The sequence below is a fragment of the Mesorhizobium sp. M0292 genome, from assembly GCF_040321695.1.
Classification (GTDB): domain Bacteria; phylum Pseudomonadota; class Alphaproteobacteria; order Rhizobiales; family Rhizobiaceae; genus Mesorhizobium.
This window is the reverse complement of sequence record NZ_JAMYSB010000018.1, coordinates 81006-106372: the sequence shown is the minus strand read 5'-3', so window position 1 is coordinate 106372 and position 25367 is coordinate 81006. Positions and strand designations below refer to the sequence as shown.

Sequence of the window (25367 nt, the reverse complement as noted above, 5' to 3'; positions counted from 1 at the left end):
TAGGCAACCTCGCTATTTCTGTCAACTCGCCACAGGCCCGGCGGCGCCCTGTTCAAATTGGCCACAGCGCAAAAAACAGGGTCGCAGTTGCCGCCACTGCTGTAGATTTTAAGTCAAATTTTACCGAACCGGCGCCATGGCTTTGGCTGCCGGGTGTTCTCTCCGTTTGTTTCGCGTATGGGGTGATGATGCGTATTGTCTGGACGATTCCGCTGTTTCTCGCCTCGGCGCTGCTCACTGTGTCCACCGCCAATGCGGGCGAGGGTGCCTTCGGCTGGATGTCCGGCGACTGGTACCTGACGCTTGGCGCCACCGGCATGGTCGCGCCGAAATTCGAGGGCTCCAACAGCTATCTGCTCAGCGCATCGCCGATCATCTCGCTGGGCAAGGCCGGCCCGGCCGCGCGCTTTACCTCGCGCAACGACAACATCTCGCTGGCGCTGGTCGACGATGGCGGCGTCCGCGCCGGCCTGACCGGAAAATTCCTGTTTTCCCGCGACAGCAAGGATGAGCTCAAGGGCCTCGACCCGGTGCGCTGGGGCGGTGAGGTCGGCGGCTTCTTCGAAATCTATCCGACGGACTGGCTGCGCGCCCGCGCCGAACTGCGCCATGGCATTCGTGCCCAGGATGGCTTTGTCGCCGACATCGCCGCCGATGCTTTCTACGACGTGACGCCGACTGTCAGAATTTCGGGCGGACCACGCGTGTCCTTTGCCTCGTCGGGCTATTTCGACTCTTATTATGGTGTCAACGCCAAGGAGGCTGCGGCCTCGGGCCTGAGCGAATACCATCCTGGCGGCGGCCTGAAATCGACCGGCCTTGGTGGCGCCATCACCTGGAAGGTGACCGATCCGATGACCGCCAGCCTGTTCGGCGAATATGCGCGCCTGATGGGCCCGGCTGCCGATTCCAGCCTGGTCAAGGAGCGCGGCGACCGTAACCAGTTCACGGTCGGCGTCTCGACCACCTATCGCTTCGACTTCGCGATGTAAGTGAATCGAACAAGAGACGCTTTATTCCTGCGGCTTTCTCGGCTAAAAGCCCGGCAATGACGAGCTTTTCACGCCTTCGCGCGCTGACGATACGAATTACAGGCCCGGTGTTCCGGGCGGCCTGAGCGCCGCCGGAGCCGCCGGGAGTTTTGCGCGCCCCCTCGCGCTTTTTCCAAATCATGATAGTTCACGCCCGAGCTTTTACGCCCGCCGGGCAATGCACATGGCAGACCAATGACCGACACTGTTGAAACGATCGACTATTCCAAGACGCTTTACCTGCCGCAGACGGATTTCCCGATGCGCGCCGGCTTGCCGGAAAAGGAACCGCTGCTGGTCAAGCGCTGGCAGGATATGGACCTTTACGCCAAGCTGCGCGAGGCGGCCGCCGGCCGCGAAAAATACGTGCTGCATGACGGCCCGCCCTACGCCAACGGCAACATCCATATCGGCCACGCGCTGAACAAGATCCTCAAGGACGTCATCACCCGCTCGTTCCAGATGCGCGGCTATGACTCCAATTACGTGCCCGGCTGGGACTGCCACGGCCTGCCGATCGAATGGAAGATCGAGGAACAGTACCGCGCCAAGGGCAAGAACAAGGACGAGGTGCCGGTCAACGAGTTTCGCAAGGAATGCCGCGACTTCGCCGCGAACTGGATCACGGTGCAGGGTGGCGAGTTCCAGCGGCTCGGCGTCGTCGGCGACTTCAAGAACCCCTATACGACGATGGCTTTCCACTCGGAGTCGCGCATCGCCGGGGAGTTGTTGAAGTTCGCCATGTCGGGCCAGCTCTATCGCGGCTCCAAGCCGGTAATGTGGAGCGTCGTCGAGCGCACCGCACTGGCCGAGGCCGAGATCGAATACCATGATTATGAGAGCGACACGATCTGGGTGAAGTTCCCGATCGTCGGCGCTGGATCAGGAAGAACTGTCACGACACCCGAGTTGGGTGGCGCTTGGGAAGCTATCAAGGAACTGAGGGATGCCCACGTCGTCATCTGGACGACAACCCCGTGGACGATCCCCGGCAACCGTGCCGTCAACTATTCGTCACGGATCGGCTACGGCCTTTATGAAGTTACCGCAGCCGAAAATTCGTTCGGTCCACAGCCCGGTGAAAAGCTGATCTTTGCAGATGCGCTTGCCGAAGACTCTTCGGCCAAGGCCAAGGTCACCTTGAATCGCCTTCGCAGCGTTTCGGTCGAAGAGCTTGGAAGCCTTACACTTTCACATCCCTTCAAAGGTCTCGGCGGCGGCTACGAATTCGCCGTGCCGATGCTGGCCGGCGATCATGTCACCGACGACGCCGGCACCGGCTTCGTCCACACCGCGCCCGGCCATGGCCGCGAGGACTTTGATGCCTGGATGGATGCGGCATCGGATTTGCGCGCACGCGGCATCGACCCTGCCATCCCCTTCACTGTAGATGATGCCGGCTTCTTCACTAGGGACGCGCCGGGTTTTGGCCCGGATCGCGAAGGCGGGGCGGCGCGCGTCATCGACGACAACGGCAAGAAGGGCAATGCCAACCAGGCGGTCATCGACGAACTGATCAAGCGCAACGCGCTGTTCGCGCGCGGCCGGCTGAAGCACAGCTATCCGCACTCGTGGCGGTCGAAGAAGCCGATCATCTTCCGCAACACGCCGCAATGGTTCGTCTATATGGACAAGGACCTCGGCGATGGCACGACGCTGCGCAGCCGTGCGCTGAAGGCGATCGATGACACACGCTTCGTGCCGGCGGCCGGCCAGAACCGTATCCGCGCCATGATCGAGGAACGCCCGGATTGGGTCTTGTCGCGCCAGCGCGCCTGGGGCGTGCCGATCGCCGTCTTTGCCGACGAGGACGGCAATGTGCTGAAGGACGATGCCGTCAACCAGCGCGTCATGGACGCATTCGAGAGGGAAGGCGCCGACGCCTGGTTCGCTGCCGGCGCCAAGGAGCGTTTCCTCGGCAATCACGATGCCTCCAAATGGAAGCAGGTGATGGACATCCTTGACGTCTGGTTCGATTCGGGCTCGACGCATGTCTTCACGCTGGAAGACCGTCCGGACCTGAAATGGCCGGCCGACGTCTATCTCGAAGGTTCCGACCAGCACCGCGGCTGGTTCCACTCCTCGCTGCTCGAAAGCTGCGGCACCAGGGGCAGGGCACCTTACGACACCGTCGTCACCCATGGCTTCACCATGGATGAGGAGGGGCGAAAGATGTCGAAATCGCTCGGCAACACCGTCGTGCCGCAAGACGTCATCAAGCAGTCCGGCGCCGACATTCTGCGGCTATGGGTGGTGACGACGGATTATTGGGAAGACCAGCGTCTCGGCAAGAACGTGCTGCAGACCAACATCGACGCCTACCGCAAGCTTCGCAACACCATCCGCTGGATGCTGGGCACGCTCGCCCATGATGATGGCGAGGAGGTGCCGCTGGACAAGATGCCGGAACTGGAGCGGCTGATGCTGCATCGGCTGGCCGAACTCGATGAGGTCGTGCGCTCGGGCTACGACGCGTTCGAGTTCAAACGCATCACCCGCACTTTGCTCGACTTCATGGTGGTCGAGCTGTCGGCCTTCTATTTCGACATCAGGAAGGACGCGCTCTATTGCGAGGGACCCGCCAGCGTGAAGCGCAAGGCCTCGGTACAAGTGGTGCGCCACCTCTTCGACTGCCTGGTGAAATGGCTGGCGCCGATGCTGCCCTTCACCACGGAAGAAGCCTGGCTCGACCGTCATCCGGATGCTGTCTCGCTGCATCTCGACCAGTTCCCCGACATTCCGGCCGACTGGAAGAACGAGGCACTGGCTGAGAAATGGCGCAAGGTGCGGCAGGTTCGCCGAGTCGTCACCGGCGCGCTCGAGATCGCACGCGCTCAGAAGGTCATCGGTGCCTCGCTGGAAGCCGTGCCGGTTGTGACCCTCGACGATGCCTCGCTAGAAACCGCGATCGCCGATGTCGACATGGCCGAAATGGCGATCACCAGCGATCTCGTCATCGCCCACGGCAAGGCGCCGGAAGGCGCCTTTGCGCTCGACGATGTCAAAGGTGTCGCGGTGGTGGTCGAAAAGGCCGAGGACCGCGGCTTGGTCAAATGCGCGCGTTCGTGGCGCTATACCGCCGATGTCGGGCAGGACGTGGAATTCCCCGACGTGTCTGCCCGCGATGCCGCCGTGCTGCATGAACTCAAGGCTCTGGGGCGTTTGTAAGCGCTCATAAGCCGGTGCACAAATGCCACGGCGGGCGGGTGAAAACCGCCCGCGCGTTGCCCTTAACGAGTGGTTCAGCTAAACAGACGAAACTCCGGAAGACAAATTGTCGCCGGAATTCCGTCGCAAGAGCGTGGACGATGGGGACCGGACCTTCGGCCGGTGGCGATCGAGAGGCTGTCTAGAGTGGGACTTTTTGGCATGACCAAGAGAACTTATGCGCGCGTTGCGCTGCTGGCGCCGCTTGTCGTGTCCGGCCTCGCTCTGTCCGGCTGCATGGGTTCGCCGACCTACGGCACCGACAAGACGGCTGGCGAGCAGCTTGCGGGCGACCTTTCCGGCGCCTTCGCGATCACGCCCAAGCACAAGGAACAGATCGACTACAGGCCGCGTCCGGAGCTGGTAAAGCCGGCGCCGGGGCAGAAGGAAGTGCTGCCGCCGCCACAGGAAAGCATCGAGACGGCCAGCACCGAATGGCCCGAATCGCCCGAGCAGCGCCGCGCCCGTCTGCGTGCCGACGCCACTGCCCACCAGGACGACCCGTCCTATCAATCGGGGATCGTCGACGACGTGCAGACCGATCCGGCTTCCGTGAAGAAGGCGCTGGCGGATTCGGGCTCCAGCCACCCGCCGGCCTGGTCGCCGAAGGATTCAGACAAGGGCCGCGCCGCCGAGATCCAGCGCCGCACCGCAGAGCAAAAGCAGGGCGACCCCAACACTCGCAGATATCTGAGCGAGCCGCCTCTGGCCTATCGAGCTGCCTCCGACACGGCGCCGCAGGGCGAACTCGGCGAGGATGAATACAAGAAGGAACGCCGCCTCAAGAAGGAAGCGGCCGCCAAGGGCAAGAGCGGCGGGCTCTTCGACTGGCTGCCCTCCTGGTAGGAACCGTCGCCTTCGGTAGCTGAAGGCTCTACGTTTCGCGTCTTTCCCGAAAGAATTCCCTTAGCAGCAGCGCCGCGTCGGCCTCGGCCATGCCCGGATAGATGTCGGGCTTATGGTGGCAAGTCGGCGAGGCGAAGAAGCGCACGCCGTTGACCACCGCGCCGCCCTTCTCGTCGGCCGCGCCGAAATAGAGCCGGCGCAGCCTGGCGAAGGAAATGGCGCCTGCGCACATGGCGCAGGGTTCCAGCGTCACATAGAGGTCGTGGCCGGTCAGCCGCTCGCTGGAGAGCGTTTGGCAGGCCGCGCGGATGGCCAGCATTTCGGCATGCGCCGTCGGATCGGCAAGTTCGCGGGTGCGGTTACCGGCGGATGCCACCACCGTGTCGCCGCTGGCGATGACGGCGCCAACCGGAACTTCTCCGCGCAAGGCGGCGGCTTGCGCCTCTTTCAGCGCCAGCGCCATGAAATCCGGCCGCTTCACGCGGTTTCCATTCCGATTATCTCCTCGCCACTTGGCGGTGATCCTGTTATGGAGCGCGTCAACCCGAATATCGGAACAGATTTTCGGAAATGATCATGCGCCAAATCAAAGTGCTATAGCGTCCTTTGCGCGTCCGAAAGGATGCGCCACGCTGTAGCAGCGCAACAAGGCAAAGGCCACATGGACGACAACGACAAGAAATCTCCGCGCCACAAAGGCCCGAGCAAAAGCGGCCCTGGAGCCGCGGGGCCGCGCCGCGATGGCGCCGCCGGCAAAAGCGGCAAACCCTCCTTCGGGGCCAAGAAACCCTATTCACCGCGCGGCGCCCGGCCGGCAGCGGCTGAGGGCGAGCGGCCCAAGCGCGATTTCAAAAGTGGCGACCGGCCATTCAACAAAGGTCCGCGCCCGGAAGGCAAGCCCTACGAAAAGCGCGACGGACCGCGCAAGCCATATGCACCACGTGGCGATCGCCCTATGGCGGCCGAGGGTGAACGCAAGCCCTATGAGAAGCGCGAGGGGCCGCGCAAGCCTTATGCACCGCGCGGCGATCGGCCGATTGCGGCCGATGGCGAGCGGCCAAAACGCGATTTTAAGGGCGGCGATCGGCCATTCAGCAAGGGGCCGCGTCCCGAAGGCAAGCCTTTCGAAAAGCGCGAAGGGCCACGCAAGCCTTACGCACCACGCGGCGACCGGCCGGTGGCTGCCGAAGGCGAAAAGCGTTTCGACCGACCAAAGCGCGATTTGGGCGATCGCGCGCAGCGAGACGCCGGAGATCGTCCCAAGCGTGACTTCAGCGATCGCCCCAAGCGCGATTTCGGTGGTGACCGGCCGCAAGCATCTGGCGGCGCCTTCAAGTCGCGCCCGCGTCCGGCAGATGCGGAAGAAGCCGGCGAGCGTATCGCCAAGCGGTTGGCCCGCGCCGGCCTGGCGTCGCGCCGCGACGCCGAAGACCTGATCGCGGCGGGCCGTGTCAAGGTCAACAACCGGGCTTTGACCTCGCCGGCCTTCAACGTCATGCCGGGCGACATCATCCATCTCGACGGCATGGAGATCCCGCCGATCGAGCGCACCCGCCTGTTCCTGTTTCACAAGCCGGCCGGCGTCGTTACCACCAACCGCGACCCCGAGGGCCGCAAGACCGTGTTCGACGTGCTGCCGGCCGAATTGCCACGGCTGATGACCATCGGCCGCCTCGACATCAACACCGAAGGCCTGCTGCTGCTCACCAATGATGGCGGTCTGTCGCGCGTGCTCGAACTGCCTGCCACTGGCTGGCTGCGCCGTTACCGCGTGCGCGTTCATGGCAAGGTCGAGGAAAGCATGCTCGCAGGCCTGCGTGAAGGCATTGCCGTCGACGGCGTCTTCTACGGCGCCATCGAGGCGACGCTCGATCGTGAACAAGGCACCAACGCCTGGCTGACGATCGGCCTGCGCGAAGGCAAGAACCGCGAAGTGAAGAACATCCTTGGATCGCTCGGCCTCGACGTGACGCGGCTGATCCGTATCTCCTACGGACCGTTCCAGCTCGACGATCTCGCCGAAGGCCATGTGCTGGAGATCAAGGGCCGCGTCTTGCGCGACCAGCTCGGCGAGCGACTGGTCGAGGAATCCGGCGCCAATTTCGACGCCGAGATCATCAAGCCGTTTTCCAACCAGCCGGTGCGGCGAGAGCGTGACGCGGAGCCGGAACGGCCGAAAGTCACCCGCGAGGGTGACCATCGGCCGATCGGCGAGGGCGGTCTTATCAAGAACCGCAAGCGCCGCGAAGGCAGCCGCGACGAAGCGCTCGGCAAGCTGTCGACCAGTCCCGAAAGGGGCGCGAGGCCGGAAAAGAGCTTTGGCGAACGCGGCCCGAGACCCGAGCGCAGCGAGTTTTCGGACAAGCCGCGCAGCGAGTTTCGCGAAAAGCCGCGCGGCGATTTTGGCGACAAGCCCCGTGGAGGCTTCGGCGACAAGCCGCGCGGCGCCTTTGGTGACAAACCGCGCGGCGGCAAGAAGCCCGAGCGCGAGCAGCGGCCGATCGATCCGCCGGGCCAGCGCAAGGCTAATGTCTGGATGGCGCCGGGCGCGCGTCCGATCGGCAAGGGCAGGGCGGAAGCCGATGCCGCCAAGGTGGCCGAGGCCAAGGCGCGCAAGGCGTCGTTCAAGCCGTCCTATGGCAAGCCGGCCTATGGCAAGCCGGGCGGAGCCAAGCCGTTCGGCAAGCCGGGTGGCGAGCGTCCGGATGGCGGTCGGGGCGGCGAGCGGCCACGCAACGGTCCCAAGGGCCCGAGGACCAGATGATGCCGGGACTTAAATGAGATCCGGCCTTAAATGAGACCCGGGCATAAATGAGAATCGTCGGCGGCCAATTTCGCGGGCGTCCGCTGGCGACGCCGCGCGACCATGCCATCCGCCCGACGACCGACCGCGCCCGCGAGGCCGTCTTCAACGTGCTGGCGCACCGCTTTGCCGACAAGCTCGACGGCGCGCGTGTGCTCGACCTTTTCGCCGGCACCGGCGCTCTCGGCCTCGAAGCGCTGTCGCGCGGCGCTTCCTATGGCGTCTTTATCGAAGAATCGGCCGAAGGGCGCGGCCTGATCCGCACCAATGTCGAGGCTTTTGGCCTTACCGGCCGCACCAAGATCTTCCGCCGCGACGCGACCGCCCTGGGTGAGGCCGGTACGCTTGCGACATTCGGCCTGGTCTTCGCCGATCCGCCCTATGGCAAGGGCCTTGGCGAGCGCGCCCTGCGCTCGGCCAGGGATGGCGGCTGGTTGCTGCCCGGCGCGCTCTGCGTGATCGAGGAAGCCGCCTCGGCGCCCTTCGAGATTGGGCCGGAATTCTCGGTGGTTGATGAACGAAACTACGGCGAGACGGTGGTCCGGTTCATCGAGCTTGCGTAAGGGTGTGGCGATCGGCGCCTTCAAAATGACGCACAATTCACTTTGCCTCCGCGGCTGACCTTGCCTATCGTCGCGCGATAACAACCGGAGCCATCAATGACATCTCATACTGAATGGCTGCGGAGGGCCTTGCTCGCCACCGCGCTGACCATGGCCGGCCCGGCCCTGGCCGCGGATGATGGCAAGGTGGCCAACTTCCTGCTCGACAATGGCATGGAGGTGGTGGTCATTCCCGATCATCGCGCCCCCATCGTCACCCATATGGTGTGGTACAAGATCGGCAGCGCCGACGAGCCGCCAGGCAAGTCCGGCATAGCGCACTTCTTCGAACACCTGATGTTCAAGGCCACGACCAACCACGCCGCGGGCGAGTTCGACCGCGCCATATCGGCCATCGGCGGCTCCAACAACGCCTTCACCTCATATGACTACACTGCCTTCCACGAGACGGTGGCGCCCTCGGCACTTGGTGAGATGATGAGCTTCGAGGCCGATCGCATGCGCAACCTCATCTTGACCGACGAGGTCATCAAGACCGAGCGCGACGTGATCCTGGAAGAGCGCCGCGCGCGCATCGACAGCAATCCGCAGGCGGTGCTCGACGAAGAGGTCGACGCGACGCTCTGGCAGAACCAGCCCTACCGCATTCCGGTGATCGGCTGGATGCAGGAGATGGAGCAGTTGAACCGCACCGATGCGGTTGCCTTCTATGACAAATACTACCGCCCCAATAATGCGGTGCTGATCGTGGCCGGCGATGTCGAGCCGGAGGTCGTGAAGGCGCTGGCCGAAAAAACCTATGGCAAGGTCGCGCGCGGTCCCGACCTGCCCCCGCGCATCCGCCCGGTCGAGCCGGAGCAGAACACCAAGCGCACGGTGACGCTCACCGATGGGCGCGTTTCGGTGCCGAGCTTTTCGACGCAATGGGTGGTTCCGTCCTACCACACGGCAAAACCCGGCGAGGCCGAGGCGCTCGACCTGCTGGGAGAGATCCTTGGCGGCGGCAGCCGCAGCAGGCTCTACCAGCAACTCGTGGTCAAGCAAGGCATCGCATCGGCGACCGGCGCCTTCTTCCAGGGTACGATGCTCGACGCCACCAATTTCACCGTCTATGGCGCGCCGCGCGGCGACGCCAAGCTGAGCGACGTCGAGGCGGCCGTCGACGCCGAGATCGCCCGCATCGTCAAGGACGGCGTCACCGCCGATGAGCTGGAGAAGGCCAAGGCCCGCTATATCAGGGCCATGATCTTCGCCCGCGACAAGCAGGACGAGATGGCCAATCTCTACGGCGCCGAGCTCGCCACCGGCGGCAACGTCAGGGATATCGAGGAATGGCCGGACCGCATTCGCAAGGTCACCGCCGATGAGATCAAGGCGGTCGCCGCACGCTATCTGCTGCTCGATCGTACGACGACCGGCTATCTCTTGCCGCAGCAACAGGCGGGGAATTGATGATGACGAGATTGAGCGTTAGCGCTGCCCCTCACCTGCCTGCCGGCATCCTCTCCCCCTATAGTGACGGGGAGAGGGGCGCTGTCATCGTCGATTTCGCCAACCATCAGCGTCGTAAGAAGAGCGCCAGCGTCGCGGCGAGACCCCTTCTCCCCGTCACTATACGGGGAGAAGTGCCCGGCAGCGCGATGAGGGGCGGAGCTGACCTTGGCGATCAATGGCCTGATGCGATTACTCATAGGCGCATCGCGGTTCTCCACGTCTTCGCCACACTGTTCCTCGGCATCTTCTTCCTCATCCTGCCGGCGCTTGCCGCGCACGCGATGGACATTCAGCCGGTGACCTCATCGAAAGGCGTCAACGCCTGGCTGGTCGAGGACCACTCCATTCCGATCGTCGCCATCCGCTTCGTCTTCGATGGCGGCTCGACGCAGGATCCGGCGGGGCGGGAAGGGCTGGTCAATCTGATGACCGGCCTATTCGACGAGGGCGCCGGCGACCTCGACAGCGAGGCCTTCCAGATCAAGCTTGACGATGCCGGCGCCGAAATGGGCTTCGAAGCGGCGCGCGACGGCACCTATGGCGCGATGCGGATGCTGGCCGAGCAGAAGGATGCGGCCTTCGACCTGCTCAGGCTGGCGGTCACCAGCCCGCGCTTCGACCAGGCGCCGATCGACCGTATCCGCGCCCAGATCCTGTCCGGCATCATCGCCAATGAGCGTGACCCCAACACCGTCGCGCAAACCAAATGGCTGCGCGCCATCTATGGCGACCATCCGTATTCCAGGCCCGACCAGGGCACCAAGGACAGCATCGCCACCATCACGGCAGCGGATCTGGCTGCCTTCCACAAGGCCAATTTCGCCCGCAGCGGCCTGCATGTTGCGGTGGTCGGCGACATAGATGCCGCGACGCTGAAACGGAAGCTCGATGAGGTCTTCGGCGATCTGCCGGAAAAGCAGGTGCTGCAACCGGTTGCCGATACCGAGCTGAAGCTCGGCCAGCAGCTCGAGGTCGACTACGACCTGCCGCAGACCTCGCTGCAGTTTGCCTACCCCGGTGTGAAGCGCGATGCGCCGGATTTCTTCCCCGCGGTGCTGATGAACCAGATTCTCGGCGGCGGCACCTTCACCTCGCGCCTCTATGACGAGGTGCGGGAAAAGCGCGGCTTGGCCTACTCCGTCGATTCCAACCTGGTCGACCACCAGCATTCCAATGCGCTGATCATCACCACGGCGACGCGTTCCGACCGCGCCGCCGAGACGCTCGGCATCGTCAAGGAGGTGGTCAAGAAGATGGCGCAGGAGGGGCCGACCGAGGCCGAGCTGGACGCGACCAAGAAATACATGGTCGGCTCCTATGCTATCAGCAATCTGGATTCTTCCAGCGCCATTGCCGCGACCCTGGTGGAATTGCAGCTCGACAATCTCGGCATCGACTACGTGCAGCGCCGCGCGGCGCTCATCAACGGCGTGACGCTCGATCAGGTCAAGGCAGCGGCGAAGAAGCTGCTGACGCCGGCGCCCGCGATCATGAGCATCGGGCCGAAGCTGGAGGCCAAATGACAGGTCCGACTTTCGGTATCGCCTTTGGCGGCGGCGGCGCGCGCGGCCTCGCCCATATCCACATCGTCGAGGCGCTGGACGAGCTCGGCATCAAGCCCGTGGCCATCGCCGGCTCCTCGATCGGCGCCATCATGGGCGCCGGCATGGCCTCGGGCATGAGCGGCAAGGACATCGAGGACTACGCCCGCTCGATCCTCGGCCGCCGCGCCGAGGTGGCGGCGCGCATGTGGCGCTCGCGTCCCGGCACCATCGCCGAGGCGATGCAGGGCGGCATCCGAGTCAGCCAGTTCAACATAGAGCGCATCTTGAAGGCGTTCCTGCCGGAAGCCATCCCGGAAACCTTCGCCGAGCTGAAAATCCCGCTGAAGGTGACGGCGACGGACTATTTCGGTCACAAGCTGGCCGTCTTCGACGAGGGCGACCTGCATTCGGCGCTCGCCGCCTCGGCTGCCATTCCCGCCGTGTTCCGCCCGGTGACGCGCGACGACCGCGTGCTGATCGACGGCGGCATCTACAATCCGGTGCCGTTCGACCTCATCGAAAACGACGCCGACATCATCATCGCCATCGACGTCGTCGGCGCGCCGAGCGAGGCCGAGCGCAAGCACCCGACCACGGTCGACCTGATGTACGGCGCGACGCAATTGATGATGCAGTCGATCATCGCCCACAAGCTGAACCAGCGCCCACCAGACATATTGATCCGCCCGCCAGTGTCGAAATACCGCGTGCTCGATTTCATGAAGATCGACACGCTGATGGCCGAGACGCAGGAGGTCAAGGACGAACTGAAGCGCGAGGTGGAAAGAGTGGTCGAGGCGCGTGCCAAGGGCAAGCGGGGGAAGAAAGTAGGGTGAGCTGCCGATCTCCCCCCTCGAGGGGGAGATGGCCGGCAGGCCAGAGGGGGTCGTCTCGCGTGAAGCTAGACCTCCTACTGTCGATAGGAGGTTGCGTCAGGACGGACCGACCGCCTCTGTCGCCTTCGGCGACATCTCCCCTCAAGGGGAGATTACCCACCAGCGTCTCACACCCTCCCAGCCGCATATTCCAGCGCCACCACGCCATTGCTGAACTGTACGGTCGAGATCGGCTCCAACGCCACCGGCATATCGGGCGGGAACAGCTTCTTGCCCTCCCCGACGGAGCCAGGGTAGCTCAGCAGCCTGACGCGATCGACCAGACCATGGCGCAGCAATTCCCGCGCGACGCTCAGGCTGCCATGCACATAGATGTTGCCGCCGCTGCCTTGCTTCAGCGCCCGAACCGCTTCCGGCAACACACCCTTCAGCAACTCGGCCGGTTTCCAGTCGAGTGCCTTCGGGCTTGTCGACGCGACATATTTCGGCAGCGCATTGAACCGGTCGGCGAAGTCTCCGGTTTCCTTGGGCCAAGAGCCGGCAAAAATCTCGTAGGTCGTGCGCCCCAGAAGCATGGCCCCGCTGTCGGCAAGCTCGTCCTCCTTGAACCTTTGCATCTCATCGTTCCAGGTCACGCTGGGCAGCTTCTCGACCTCGGCGATGCCATCGATGCTGATGAACTCGGTGATAATAAGGTTTCTCATGGCGCTCTCCTTCTTCTGTCAAAGGACGAACCGTGTGAGCCTTTTGCGACCGCTCTGCGAAAAAAAAGCGCTTTGTTGAGCAGGCGTTGCTGTCGGGCGCTGGCCCATCGCGCTTAAAGGGGGGCGCTTCGGACACCATCGACAAACGCCAGAACGACCACACACGGAGCAACGCAGTAAACCAGTCTCGCTCTGCGGCCCGTCTTCGTCACAGCGTCGTTTGCGTCGAGATCGACGGTGATGTCCTCATAGCCCAGCACTTCGCCATCAAGCGGGTAGACGGCCTTGTAGACAGCTTCCTTGGCGGCAAAAAGCATGCGACCGGCAAGACACAAGTCGGTTGCGTCGATCCGGTCAGCGGGGACTGCAACCAGCGCGAAGATGTCGTCGGGCAGGGGCAAAGCGGGCTCGATATCGATGCCGAGCGAGGCGACGTGGGAGAGCGGCGCGACGGCCGCCACGGCTATCTCGTCGTCGTGAGCCAGCGACCCCGTTACTCCATGAGGCCATACCGGTGCGCCGGAGGAGCCGCGGAGGATAGCGACGTCGTTCAAGCCCATATCCGCCAGCAGCTCGTGCGCGATCCACCGCGCCGCGCCACTCGCCCGCCGCATCAGCGGCAGGCGTGACGGGATGGAGCGTGCTTCCTGCGGCAGCAAATGGTTCTCATCGCCTTCGCGGATCGTGCGGCATCCGATCCGAACGCCGGCGGGTGCCATGGCGGCCATCGCCGCCAGCAACTGCGCCGACAGGCTGGCGCCGGCATCGAGCGGGCGCGTCATGGCTGTTCGCCCCGCAGAGCGAGGTCGGCGATCATTTCCCCGTCCTCGTCGGGCCCTTCTTCGACGAAACCGGCAGCGCGATAGAGGCGGCGTGCCGCTTCATTCCCAGGTTCGTAGCAGATCGAAACGTGGCTGATGTGGCCGAGCCGCATGATTTCATCCAGCACTTCGCGCAAAGCGGCCTTGCCGTAGCCTTGGCCCTGATGGACGCGATCGATCATGAAGCGGTAGATCCGCGCCTCGTCGTCGTCCTCTGGCGCCTCATACATCAGGAAACCGACGACGCGATCCCCTGCCATGACGACGCGCGGCCGTGCGTCCCCGTCGGTTTCGGCTTCGTCCAGCGACTCCGCATTGCTGGCGACAAAATCGATCTGATCCGCGGCCAGTTCCAGAGCCGCGACCAGGGCCCGGTTGGCCGCAGTCACCGAAACGAGACGGACGTCTGCGCCCATCAAGCCGTTGCCTTGACGCTATCCTCCGGCAGCGGCTCGACGAAGCGATGCAGCTTGGCCGGGTTGCCCCGCCAGATCGAGTTGGGCTCCAGCTCTTCGCCCTTCATCACGAAGGAGTCCGCGTCGACCATCGAGCCTTTGCCCATCACCACGCCGTAGTGGACAAAGGCGGAAGGCCCGAGCGTGCAGCCATCGCAGATGCGGATGAAATCGGACTTGAACGCGCCTTCTTCCAGCGAATGGGCCTGGATCACGCAGCCCTCGTTGAGCGTGACGTCGTCGCCGATCTCGACCAGCGAACGCTCGGTCAAATTGCTGCCGCCGTCATAGACCCGGCTGCCGACCTTGACGCCGAGCAGGCGCAGGATCATCGGCCGGAACGGCGTGCCGGCGAACAGGCGCACGATGGGCGAATCCGCCAGCTTCCAGTGGCGCTCGTGGCGCCAGAAGGCGACGTCGTAGATGGTCGTCATCTGCGGCTTCAAGCCGCGGAAACCAAGACTTGCCCGCTCGACCAGAATGTAGAACGGAATGGTGATCGCCGAGGTCAAGATGACGGCGGCGAACAGCGCCACCTCCGCCCATTCCGTATAGTAGTTCAGCGCCCGGTCCCAGATCGCCAGCGTGACGAACAGCATGACCCATTGCGTTGCCAGGAACAGAAGAATGGTCACCAGGTTGTGGCGGTTCTTGAACGGGATGCGCCGGCGCCGGTCTGCCTCGTCGACGCCCGCGATAAGCTCCTTGTCGCGGTTCACCATGCGCGGGATTTCAAAGGCGGGCGAACCGAGAAGGCCGACATTCTCGCGCAACGGCCCGTCGATGGGGATCATCACCTTGGTGCCGAGCAGGACGTTGTCGCCCGTGCGCCCGTCCGGCGGATAATAGATGTTGTTGCCGAGATAGTTGCGCTCGCCGATGCGCGTCGGCTCGAGCCTGAAGGCCGAGGCGGACTTGTGCATGTTGATCATGAACAGCCCGTCCGACACCATGGTCTCGGTGCCGATCTCGCACAGAAGCGGGTTTTCGTGCTGCTGGTTGGAGCCGAAATTGGAACCGGTCTGCACCACTCTGTTGAGGTTCCAGCCGATGGCGCGCATGTAGTGCACGATCGCCGAGCTGTCGCCGGCCAGGAGCCCGAGCACGCGGGAATTGCTGGCGAATTCGGCGACGGTCTGCAGCCAGTAGCGGAAACCGTAAAGCGTGTAGGTGCGGCCCGGCTTCAAGATCAGGCTCGTCAGGCGCGGCACCAGCGTCGCTGCCAGGAAAGCCGCCGCGATATAGCCGAAAAGCGTGACCGTGGTGCCGATTGCGACAAGGCCGATCGTCTCCTGATAGTCGTCGCCGACATATTCCCAGTAGCTGTGGAACAGGAGCGGCAGCGGGGTGACGAGGCCAAACAGGCCGACCAGCTGCAGCGCTTCATAGAGGAAGCGCCGGACCTGGTAAGGATTGACATTGCGCACCTTGCAATAGTCCGCCGTGGTCGGCACCGCCGGCGATCCATGCCAGTGCTCGCCGTCGGGAATGCTTTGCCCGCGATGCAGCGAGGACGAATGGCCGAGCTGGGCGCCGTTGCCGATCCTGGTGTCGATGTCGAGCGTGGAGCCGACGCCGACGAAGGCATCGCGGCCGATGGTCAGCGGCCCGGTGTGGATATAACCGGACTGGGCCCTGAAGCCGAGGATCATCGATTCCTTGCGCAGGATGGTGTTGGCGCCGATGGAAATAAGATCCGTGCAGACGGGCACGGACTTCGATTCGATGACGGCGTTTTTCCCGAGTTTGGTGCCGAGCAGCTGCAGATAGAGGCTGTAGAGCGGGCTGCCGCGGAACAGCACGACGGGTGCGGTGCGGATCAACGTCTTGACCACCCAGAAGCGGAAGTAGCGCACGCCCCAGATCGGAAACGCCTCGGCCTTCCAGCGGCCGATGAGCACCCATTTCGCCAGGACTGCAAAGCCCGACATGCCGAAGAACACGGCGGCCGAGAGCGCCACGCACCGGATATAGAGCTGCAGCGGATCGTCGAGCGCGTCATACATCCAGTTGAGGCCGTCATTGATCGCCCAGAGCGCCACGTAGCTGTAGAGGCCGTAGAACGAAAGCTGCGCCGCGCCGCAGGTCCAGTAGGCGAAATTCGAGGCCCGGCGGGTGAGGACCGGCTCGTTGGTTGCCGTCGTCATCTCCTCCGCTACCCCCAGATGCAGCGCCAGGCGCGCCACTGTGGGATAGAGATAGATGTCGCGCATCGACGTAGTCGCCCATTCCTTCCTTGTGCGCACGCGCGCGCAGAAATGCGCCATCAGCAGCGAGTTGGCGCCGAGATCGTCGAAGAAGTGGTCCTCGACGGACACGGCGTCGAATTTCAGCACCGTGGCCAGTGCGTCCGCCAGGAAGCGCTCGTCGTCATTGGCGGGCGGCACCATGGCGCGATCGGCCGAAAGCCGGACGCTCGTCGGCTTCGGCAGCTGGCGCAAATCCACCTTGTTGGAGACCGTCATCGGGATCGCTGGCAGTTCCTCCAGATAGGCGGGCACCATGTAATCCGGCAGCCGCCGCTTCATCGTCTGGGCGAGATCGGCGCGGGAAATCGCCGCTACGCCGGTTTTAAGCGCGTAGTAGGCCACGAGTTCGACGCGGCCGGGCTCGATCTCCCAGGTGGTGACGGCAGCCTGCGCGATCTCGGGCTGGTCGAGCAGCACCGCCTCGATCTCGCCGAGCTCGATGCGATAGCCCCGGATCTTCACCTGCGTGTCGATGCGCCCGGCATACTCGATCTCGCCGCTATCGTTGATCCGGCCAAGGTCGCCGGTGCGGTAGATGCGCTGCGACGGGTTGTTCGGCAGGCCGACGAAATCGGCAATGAATTTCTGCTCGGTCAGCTCCGGCCGGTTGAGATAGCCGACGGCGAGCCCGATGCCGGCAATGCCGATCTCGCCCAGTTCACCGGGCTCGGCAAGTTGCGGCAGCGAGGCGTCGAGAATGACGATCGAGTAGGTCGGCAGCGGCGCGCCGATGGTCACCGGACGGTCCGGCGTCAGCGCCCCCATCGTCGCGGTGACGGTCGCCTCGGTGGGGCCATAGGTGTTGAGGATCTGCCGGCCCGGCTTCGACCAGCGCACCACCAGATTGTGCGGGCAGGCCTCGCCGCCCACCAAAAGCGTGCGCAGGCTGGGCACGTCTGATGTCATCGACGACAGCAAGGTCGGGCTGCAGGCCATGCAGGTGATGTCATGGAGGCGCAGGAAATCCGCCAGTTCCTCGCCCACCAGCGGCATCTGGCCGGGTGCCGGCACGACCGTCGCGCCGGCGACGAACGGCACCCAGATCTCTTCGGAGGAGAAGTCGAAGGCAATGGTCATGCCTTGATAGACCCGGTCGCCCGGCCGGTAGCCGTAGGAGGCGGCGGCGACGTGTATGAAGTTGACAAAACTCTGGTGCCTGATGACCACGCCCTTGGGCTTGCCGGTGGTGCCCGAGGTATAGAGGATGTAGCAAATGTCGTCGGAAAACTTCGCATGCGGCTTCAGCGGCGCGGACGACTGTGCGGAGATTTCCGCGGCGGCGCTGTCGATCAGCACGTGCGGAACCGGCAGTTGACCGGCGCGCGACGCATAGGCGGCGATGGTGACGATCATGCTCACGCCGGCGTCTTCGATGATGAGCGCCATCCGCTCCTGCGGAAACGCGGTGGCCAGCGGCACGAAGGCAGCCCCCGCCTTCATCACCGCCAGCACTGCCACATAGGTTTCCGCCGACCGGTCGAGAATGAGCCCCACCCGGTGGCCCGGCCGCACGCCGTGCTTGATCAGCATGCGGGCGCACTGGTTGGCGCGGCTGTTCAGCTCCTGATACGTCCAGACACGCCCGTCGGAGATCACCGCCGGCAACGCGGCGAATGTCACGGCGAGCTGCTCGAAGACCGTATCGAGCCGCTCACCCGGCTGCCGGGCAAAGTCGGCGCCCGTCAGAACCTGGCCGTCCCGTGCCGGGCCGCGAGCGATCCTTGCCAGCGCATCGATGCTTCCCAGCGCATCGATGCTTGGCAGGCCGCCGATCGGCATTGCCGTGTCCAGTCCGGCGATATCGTAGTCCATTTCCATACTCTCTCGTCCTGGCCGGGCACCGCCCGGCTGTTCATGCCGCCGCGCGAGCAGGCATTGTGCCGCCGCTGCGATTTGACCGTTGTTTGTGGAGGACCGACGCTGCCAAAAAGGAAGAATCCGGAATCCCGACTGGGAAGCTTATGCCACCCGATCTTTTCGCCGGTTTTTCCGAACTGTTGAATTTTGTTTCTGGAGTGTGTCTGGGCGGGGCGGGCGAGACCCGCGGCCTGGTCTGATCGACCGCCAGCATTTCAACGTGCTGGTCGACGTGCTGATGGCCAAGACGGAGGAGATCAAGGACGAGCTGAAGCGGGAGGTGGAAAGAGTGGTCGAGGCGCGCGCCAAGGGCAAGCGAGGGAAGGAGGTTGGGTGAGGCGAGCTGGGCGCCGACGCTGATGCTGCCGATCTCCCCCCTTGCGGGGGAGATGCCTGGCAAGGCAGAGGGGGGTGTGAAGGAACGCCAGCATTTGAGGCTTCACCAGCCAGTAGCTGGCGCAACGCGCAAGTGGGGATCTCGTCGAAAGGCTGGCGGGACAGCACCCCCCTCTGGCCTGCCGGCCATCTCCCCCGCAAGGGGGGAGATTATCCTTCACCCCCCCAGCCGCATATTCCAGCGCCACCACGCCATTGCTGAACGTCATGGCCGAGATCGGTTCCAGCGCCACCGGCATGTCTGTCGAGAACAGCTTCTTGCCCTCACCGACGGAGCCGGGGTAGCTGAGCAACCTGGCGCGGTCGACCAGGCCGTGGCGCAGCAATTCCTGCGCGACGCTCAGGCTGCCATGCACGTAGATGTTGCCGCCGTTGCCTTGCTTCAGGTCCCTGACCGCTTCGGCCAGCGACCCTTTCAGCAATTCCACCGGCTTCCAGTCCACCGTCTTCAGGCTGGTGGAAGCGACAAATTTCGGCAGCGCGTTGAAGCGGTCGGCGAAATCGCCGGTTTCGCTCGGCCACAAGCCGGCAAAGATCTCATAGGTCGTGCGCCCCAACAGCATGGCGCCGCTGTCGGAAAGCTCATCTTCCTTGAACCTTTGCATCTCGTCGTTCCAGGTCACTTTGGGCAGCTTCTCGACCTCGGCGATGCCATCGACGCTGATGAATTCGGTGACGATCAATTTCCTCATGGCGGTACCCTCCTTTGTCAGAGGACGGATGGTGGGGGCCGGATGCGACATGCTCCGAAAAATGGCGCGGTGTTGTTCGCAAGAACTCAGCCGACATGAACGATGACATCATAGCCCAATGAGCGCAGCGCCTTGCTCGTACGTCCGTTTCTCGGCGGGAATCGTCCCGGCAAGGCCCATCCGACGATCTCTCCAAGGGCACTTACGCCAAGGAGGCCGACCTTTCGCTTTGGGTCTGAGAGGGCATCCCAAAGTCTCTGCGGCACGTCTTCTGGACGTCCACCATACAGGATAAAAACCAAGGTCTCGATCACCGACACCCCGCCTCGTTCTGGAGCGCGATAAATGTGCTTGGCGAGCGCATCAACCTTCTCGGGAATATCATAGGGCCGCCCGTCCTTGAGGCCGATAAACCGATTGGGAGCCCGTCTCGCGTACTCCCGGGCTGCATGGATACGGCCGAGCACTTTAACGAACTGATCCTCGGTCAAGGTCGGTAGAATTCTCTCCGAGAATGCCCTCTGTAAAGCCGGCGCGGTCTTGTTGAGCATTTTGTTCTCACTCGACGACGAGGGCAGCCTACGCCACCACCGGATTGCCGCTTCAACGGCGGCATCCGGGTCGTTCCGATTTCGCTGATAGTGGGTTTCGAAATCCGCCCGCCGACCATCAAACGTTTTCTGATAGTAATAGGCATGGAGGAATTGGTCCGCCTGCGCCCCGAGCGGTACAGCCGGACTGACCCACGACGGCCTGTTCTCGTTCGTCGATATCTTGGCGGCAATGTCTCTGATGGTCTGGAGGGTGCTGTTCCATTCGTCTAGAAAAGCTTGGCGGCGCCGATCGCTGGCAGATTTCGCGGTCGCCCGGACAAGCCCGTCCCAGTGAGGTACCAATCCAGTCGCCAAGGTCGCATCGTCGGCCTCCTTCTGCGCGAGCTTGCGCCGGGTCAATTCTTTGTTGCGGGCGGCGAGTAGGTCGAACAATTCCTGGGTGAGGGGTGCGGCATGCTTGTCGATTGCAGAGAACATATCTTCCAACTCGAGATCGTGTCCGCTCTCGAGAAGTTCAGCTTCCGTCAGAAAGACACCCGCCTCGACGTTGTTCCACCATGCACTCTGGGTGAGGTTGGCAGAGCCGATATAGGCGCCGTAACCTCGCCACCAGATGACCTTGGGATGAAACTTTCTGACAAGCTTGCAGACATATCGCCCCGACCTACGGTTCAGGAACCTATCGAGAACAGGTATGCTGACTGGGACCTGTTCGTCAAAGCGGCCCCAGAAACGAAGCGGTATCTTGTTGTCCCAGCACCAGTCGAACAAAAGATCGTTCTCACTGGCGTAGGCGACTGCCGCATCCACACGTTCGGTTTGGTCCGACGCATTGAGAAGGATGTTGCGTAGATATCCTCCGTTTATCCCATTGAGCACTAGTTGCAATTAAGGTCTCTCCCCCAAGAGATTACATTGCAGCAGAGATCGGAGCTCTCAATATTGATGCCGCCCTAAATGATCCGAAATCTTACTCGGGAAGATCCCAGTTCCGATCAGCATCGTTTCGGCGGTTATCCGCTTCAGGTGGCACGACCTCGGATGATCGCGGCTTGCCATCCGTTCCCGTCCAATCAAATCGCACGTGCCAACCTGTGCTCTTACCGCTATTGGTTTTGTAGCCTGAAATCTGCTTGTGAACTTTGATGCCAGCCAAGATCATCGATCCAGATCCGGGGCCGTGGTTTGCCATGAATACGCTATCCACGAGCCGATGGTCGGTCAAATCAGCCTCCACGAGGAGCGATGTGTCATTAATCGCAGCGGCGCGGCGCCGTTTTTCTGCGATCTGTGCTCGTAGTACTTCACTTTGTTCTAAATACACCTCGGCCCGTGGTGCCTGCTCGGGCTTGGTTCCCCGTTGCATAGGAAGCTGCCCAGCCTTGTATGCGGCGAGAACTGCAGCAGCCGCATCGGGGCCAATATCCACGACAAGATCGAAAATGCTGTCACGGTAATGGATGTCTGATCTTAAGCCTCCGACTAAAATGTCGCCTTCCAGGATGAGCTTGCGCGCCTTGCGAGGCATAATATTCGGTAAGTCGGCGAGAAAGTTTGTGAGGGACTGCATTTAATCAGGCCGCCATGTAGTGCGTATCTATGGGCTGGATTGCACCGACGGTCTCGGGGATGTCTAAGCCATCGCCGAAAAACATGATCTCGGTCCCTTTGCCTGCGGATCGAGCACTATAACCGATGCTGTAGGTAATAAAGCGTTCACCTTCGTAGATCGCCTGTATCTCAGGCACATTGTCGTATGAGACAATCCAGCTCTGGTCTTTGATCTGCGTCCGGACAACATCTGCGACGCGTTGATGGTCGTTTGGCAAGTAGAAGTCGTAGTACAGGTCTCGCCCCTTTACGTAGTAGGGTGGATCGAGATAGATCAGGGTCTTAGTTGGCCACCGCTTGATACCTGAATTGATAAAGCGGACTGCGTCCAGGCACGTCAGATTGATACGGTTCCTCATCTTCGCGATCGATTGTATCCGATGGATTAGCTCATCGGCGTTGTATCGAGCGTCGATCTTCCAGGGGCCTGTTTGGTCGCGACCACCGATGATACCAGCGTTCAAGATGCCGGATCGGTTTGTTCGATTGAGGAAGAACGTGGCAAAGCCGACTTCCAGATCTGTGTGCTGAGGTTCGTTTTTGAAGATCGCTTTCTGTTTATCCCAAGCCTCGACGGTTCGGGGGGTGTCTCGTATCAGCGCCGATAGTTCGTCGGTATGATGAAGGACGCTTTGCCAGAAGGACCAAACCGGACGGCTCACATCGTTAATATGGATCCGCGTGACATACTCGTGGAAGAGCAATTCTAAAGCGATGGCTGCACCGCCAGCATAGGGTTCGACATATTCCCCGTCCGTCAGCCTATTCGCCTTCATGATTCGCTTGACGTAGGCTGCCAGCTTTCCTTTTCCGCCGGGGTATCTCAAGGGAGTAAAGTGGTTCAACCTCCCCAATGGGCCATCGTTCGTCATTTCCAAATATTCCCGAAGAAGGCCTCAGAATTATTCCATGCCAGCACCAAATCGCCTTCTGACGGAGTCAAATTGCGATTGTGGACATAGGCATGTTGCAAATCAATCGATAAGGAATCGTTAGGGTTAGAGAGCGCCCGCTTGATGCCCTTGAAATCGTCGGTGTCTGCACCGGCGGCGGTCATCAGAGCGATTGATTCCTCGATCTTGTTCTTTAGAGATTTGTAATATGTCTTGCCGTCTTTGGTGTATTTAAGGCCGGTTCCATTGGCTGCCAGGTAATGGTCGACAGATAGCTCTGTGAAAACCCGATAGAGCACCGCGATAGCATTGCGGTGGGTGGCCAGCCTAAGGCTCATAAGCTCCGTATAAATCTCACCAATTCGGTTGTTTGTTACTTTTAGCTGGCAACCTTTTGGTATGATATGAAGGCGTTCGGGAGGTTTTTTCGTGCGCTTCTGTTTTGCAGGTCTGGTCTTGAATTCAGCTGCTGGAATATCTTCGATTGCTCTAGTCGTCTTTCCTGCCTTCGACAAGTCGGGTAGGTCGCTGGCATCAATAGTTTTGATGTAGTCTGTTTGCTGATGAACCAGCTTTAGATCTGTGACTTTTACCTTTTTTCCGTCACGGCCGACCGTCAGATCGAGTGCTATTCGCTTCAGTGGCTTAATCGCTTCGTCCGCTGGTAGATTGGTTCGAAGCTTGTTGTCCTTGATCTCGAAGCCAATGTGTTTCCTGACTGCGGGGGTGGATAGAAGGCGATCGAGCGTAGTTATCGGGAACTTCGCCAGGGCTTTCTGCTCTTCGTCACTTAGACCGCCGTGCTGTCGCACGAAATCGAGGGCTTGCAGGGCAGGATCTCCTTCACTGAATCGACGACCTGCCTCAGATGACCATCGTACGATACCCTCCCTTCGTCTTCCCCGCGATGCCGTTGGTCAATCCATGTGGCCGCCGCCGCCCTATCGGCAACCTCGAAGCAGCGCACCGGCTCAACAGTGGCCTTGTCAAATCTCTTCGATGCAGCCTCTATTCGCTTCTGAGTTGCTGAAGGAATCGCCAGCCCGGTCATCGCGGCAGGATTGGTCAGCAGTTTCAACGCAAGGGTGCGGCGGTTACCTTCCAAGGCGATGTAGCGGCCGTCCGCATCCTTTAGAACAAGCAGAACATCCATAGGATTGAGCCCGCCTTCGTCAACGATGCTCTCCGCTAGGTTCGCGAGCTTCACACCTTGCTCGTCAGCCATGGCCTGCATGGCTGCATGCTGATCATCGACCTTTCCAATACGCGGATTAAGCAGGTCGAGCTTCAATTGGTCGATCTTTAGATTCTTCGAAGCCATTATTGTCCCCCCATCTTAGGTTAAACACCTTTCAAGAGAAGCGGAAGTAGCTCCAGTCCTACTTTTCTACATTCACAGAATTCTGTTGTAGCTCCGGCCGTGCCTCCACTTATGAGACTGGAACATTCCAGCTGGCGGCCCTTGATGCCTGTTCCACCACTCGGTGTAGTCGAGCCGCTCTGGGCCGGCTTGCACGAACCAATCCGGCTCCGGATACCTCGGTCTGGCTACGAAGGCGCGGCGCTGCCATTTTGACGGAGGACGCGACGAATCCATCCCCTTGCCATCCCTAAATCCTTCCCCTAATCTCCTTTGAGAAAACCTTTTCCCAATCGCCCTGCGGCCGCTGACCTCACCCGTCATCACTCCACAGGGCAATAAGAGAAAACCTTTTTTCAAACGAGGATCACCACCCGCAAAATGGCCCCCGACACATCGCCACCACCCGCCAAGACCCCCGTCACCCTCCGTGAAGTGGCGGCGATGGCTGGCGTCAGCGTGGCCACGGCGTCGAAAGCGCTGAACGGGCAGGGGCGGATGACGGCCGAGACGCGCCAGCGCATTCGCGAGACGGCGCAGCGGCTTGGCTTTCGCCCCAACAGCCTGGCGCAGAGCCTGCTGCGGCGGCGCTCCTTTACCGTCGGTCTGCTGACCAACGACACCTATGGCCGCTTCTCGCTGCCGGTCATGTCGGGCATTTCGGATGCGCTGGTCGATGCCGGCGTCTCGGTGTTCATGTGCAATGTCGAGGACGATCCGCGGCTGGCGCAGCTGCATGTCGAGGCGATGCTGGACAAGCGCATCGACGGCATCATCGCCAGCGGCAAGCGCATCGACCGCCATCTGCCGGTCGACCTCGCCAATCTGGGCGTGCCCGTGATCTACGCCTTCAGCCAGCCCGATCCCGGCGCCATCGCCTTCGTCTCGGACGATGCCGGCGGCGCACGGCTGGCGGTCGAGCATTTTTGCCGGCTCGGGCGGCGGCGCATCGCCCATGTCAGCGGTCCCGCCAGTTTTGCCGTGGTGAATGAGCGGGCGCAGGCTTTTCGCGATGTGCTGGCCGCACACGGCCTGCCGGTGACCGAGCCCTTGCTCGGCTCGTGGTCGGAAGCCTGGGGGCATGAAGCCGTCGGAAAGCTGTTCGACGGCCCAACGCTCTTCAACAAGAAGGGAGAGAAACCCGACGCCGTGTTCTGCGGCAACGACCAGATCGCGCGCGGCGTCATCGATGCGCTGCGCGAGCGCGGCTTAGGCGTGCCTGGCGATGTCGGCGTCATCGGCTTCGACAATTGGGAGATCGTGGCGGAGGCAACCCGCCCGCCGCTGACCTCGGTCGACATGAACCTGGCAGCGCTCGGCCGCGAGGCCGGCCTCACACTGCTTTCGCTCGTCGGCGGCCAACCCGCCGCGCCGGGCATTCGAAAACTGCCGTGCCGGCTGGTGGTGCGTCAGTCATGCGGCCGTCCGCCGGACGGCTAGGAGAACGCGCG

20 protein-coding genes are annotated in these 25367 nt (G+C 62.3%); 9 read left to right on the top strand and 11 right to left on the bottom strand.

Going from position 1 to position 25367, the window contains the following annotated elements:
• Window positions 1-188: 188 nt before the first annotated feature.
• The 3 genes from NKI96_RS24160 to NKI96_RS24150 all read left to right on the top strand — a co-directional run bounded on the left by NKI96_RS24160 (window position 189) and on the right by NKI96_RS24150 (window position 5084).
• Window positions 189-992 (top strand): MipA/OmpV family protein, encoded by an 804-nt coding sequence (locus tag NKI96_RS24160; protein ID WP_352806556.1) that lies wholly within the window; start codon window positions 189-191, stop codon window positions 990-992.
• A gap of 234 nt (window positions 993-1226) precedes the next feature.
• Window positions 1227-4199, top strand: coding sequence for an isoleucine--tRNA ligase (gene ileS / locus NKI96_RS24155; RefSeq protein WP_352806542.1), 2973 nt, complete (start codon window positions 1227-1229; stop codon window positions 4197-4199).
• 201 nt (window positions 4200-4400) lie between these two features.
• Complete coding sequence (locus NKI96_RS24150; RefSeq protein ID WP_352806540.1) at window positions 4401-5084, top strand: hypothetical protein; 684 nt, start codon at window positions 4401-4403, stop codon at window positions 5082-5084.
• Between the two features lie 28 nt (window positions 5085-5112).
• On the opposite strand, the gene NKI96_RS24145 is transcribed toward NKI96_RS24150, so the two are convergent.
• Entirely contained in the window at window positions 5113-5565 is a 453-nt protein-coding gene (locus NKI96_RS24145) for a nucleoside deaminase (protein ID WP_023682972.1), read from the bottom strand.
• 180 nt (window positions 5566-5745) lie between these two features.
• Between NKI96_RS24145 and NKI96_RS24140 the strand changes: the two genes are divergently transcribed.
• The 5 genes from NKI96_RS24140 to NKI96_RS24120 all read left to right on the top strand — a co-directional run bounded on the left by NKI96_RS24140 (window position 5746) and on the right by NKI96_RS24120 (window position 12324).
• The gene (locus NKI96_RS24140; RefSeq protein WP_352806537.1) at window positions 5746-7848 is read left to right on the top strand and encodes a pseudouridine synthase; all 2103 of its coding nucleotides are present in this window, start codon (window positions 5746-5748) and stop codon (window positions 7846-7848) included.
• 47 nt (window positions 7849-7895) lie between these two features.
• Window positions 7896-8450 (top strand): 16S rRNA (guanine(966)-N(2))-methyltransferase RsmD, encoded by a 555-nt coding sequence (rsmD, locus tag NKI96_RS24135; RefSeq protein ID WP_352806534.1) that lies wholly within the window; start codon window positions 7896-7898, stop codon window positions 8448-8450.
• 96 nt (window positions 8451-8546) lie between these two features.
• Window positions 8547-9902 carry a M16 family metallopeptidase gene (locus NKI96_RS24130; RefSeq protein ID WP_023750501.1) on the top strand — a complete coding sequence of 452 codons (1356 nt, stop codon included), beginning with the start codon at window positions 8547-8549 and terminating at the stop codon, window positions 9900-9902.
• Between the two features lie 188 nt (window positions 9903-10090).
• Window positions 10091-11467, top strand: coding sequence for a M16 family metallopeptidase (locus NKI96_RS24125; RefSeq protein ID WP_352806531.1), 1377 nt, complete (start codon window positions 10091-10093; stop codon window positions 11465-11467).
• Complete coding sequence (locus NKI96_RS24120; RefSeq protein ID WP_023712767.1) at window positions 11464-12324, top strand: patatin-like phospholipase family protein; 861 nt, start codon at window positions 11464-11466, stop codon at window positions 12322-12324. Before NKI96_RS24125 ends, NKI96_RS24120 begins: the two co-directional genes overlap by 4 nt.
• A 167-nt stretch (window positions 12325-12491) precedes the next feature.
• On the opposite strand, the gene NKI96_RS24115 is transcribed toward NKI96_RS24120, so the two are convergent.
• From NKI96_RS24115 to NKI96_RS24070, 10 genes are all read right to left on the bottom strand, one after another.
• A complete protein-coding gene (locus NKI96_RS24115) occupies window positions 12492-13028 on the bottom strand; it encodes a dihydrofolate reductase family protein (protein WP_023697685.1) in 537 nt (178 codons plus the stop codon).
• 113 nt (window positions 13029-13141) lie between these two features.
• Entirely contained in the window at window positions 13142-13810 is a 669-nt protein-coding gene (locus NKI96_RS24110) for a 4'-phosphopantetheinyl transferase family protein (protein ID WP_352806527.1), read from the bottom strand.
• On the bottom strand, window positions 13807-14265 hold the full coding sequence (locus NKI96_RS24105; protein ID WP_031199606.1) for a GNAT family N-acetyltransferase: 459 nt from the start codon (window positions 14263-14265) through the stop codon (window positions 13807-13809). Before NKI96_RS24105 ends, NKI96_RS24110 begins: the two co-directional genes overlap by 4 nt.
• Complete coding sequence (locus tag NKI96_RS24100) at window positions 14265-18371, bottom strand: Pls/PosA family non-ribosomal peptide synthetase (protein ID WP_352806524.1); 4107 nt, start codon at window positions 18369-18371, stop codon at window positions 14265-14267. Before NKI96_RS24100 ends, NKI96_RS24105 begins: the two co-directional genes overlap by 1 nt.
• A gap of 296 nt (window positions 18372-18667) precedes the next feature.
• Window positions 18668-19489, bottom strand: a complete 822-nt coding sequence (locus NKI96_RS24095; protein WP_352806521.1) for a dihydrofolate reductase family protein — start codon at window positions 19487-19489, stop codon at window positions 18668-18670.
• Window positions 19490-19584: 95 nt separating this feature from the next.
• Window positions 19585-20931 (bottom strand): anti-phage END nuclease, encoded by a 1347-nt coding sequence (locus NKI96_RS24090; protein ID WP_352806553.1) that lies wholly within the window; start codon window positions 20929-20931, stop codon window positions 19585-19587.
• 91 nt (window positions 20932-21022) lie between these two features.
• Complete coding sequence (locus NKI96_RS24085; protein ID WP_352806518.1) at window positions 21023-21622, bottom strand: hypothetical protein; 600 nt, start codon at window positions 21620-21622, stop codon at window positions 21023-21025.
• A gap of 4 nt (window positions 21623-21626) precedes the next feature.
• Window positions 21627-22535 (bottom strand): DNA adenine methylase, encoded by a 909-nt coding sequence (locus tag NKI96_RS24080; RefSeq protein ID WP_352806515.1) that lies wholly within the window; start codon window positions 22533-22535, stop codon window positions 21627-21629.
• Window positions 22532-23368, bottom strand: a complete 837-nt coding sequence (locus NKI96_RS24075; RefSeq protein WP_352806513.1) for a hypothetical protein — start codon at window positions 23366-23368, stop codon at window positions 22532-22534. Before NKI96_RS24075 ends, NKI96_RS24080 begins: the two co-directional genes overlap by 4 nt.
• Window positions 23347-23877, bottom strand: a complete 531-nt coding sequence (locus NKI96_RS24070; protein WP_352806510.1) for a ParB N-terminal domain-containing protein — start codon at window positions 23875-23877, stop codon at window positions 23347-23349. The genes NKI96_RS24075 and NKI96_RS24070 overlap by 22 nt, the downstream gene beginning before the upstream one ends.
• A gap of 420 nt (window positions 23878-24297) precedes the next feature.
• Between NKI96_RS24070 and NKI96_RS24065 the strand changes: the two genes are divergently transcribed.
• Window positions 24298-25356, top strand: a complete 1059-nt coding sequence (locus NKI96_RS24065; protein WP_352806507.1) for a LacI family DNA-binding transcriptional regulator — start codon at window positions 24298-24300, stop codon at window positions 25354-25356.
• The last annotated feature ends 11 nt before the right edge of the window (window positions 25357-25367 follow it).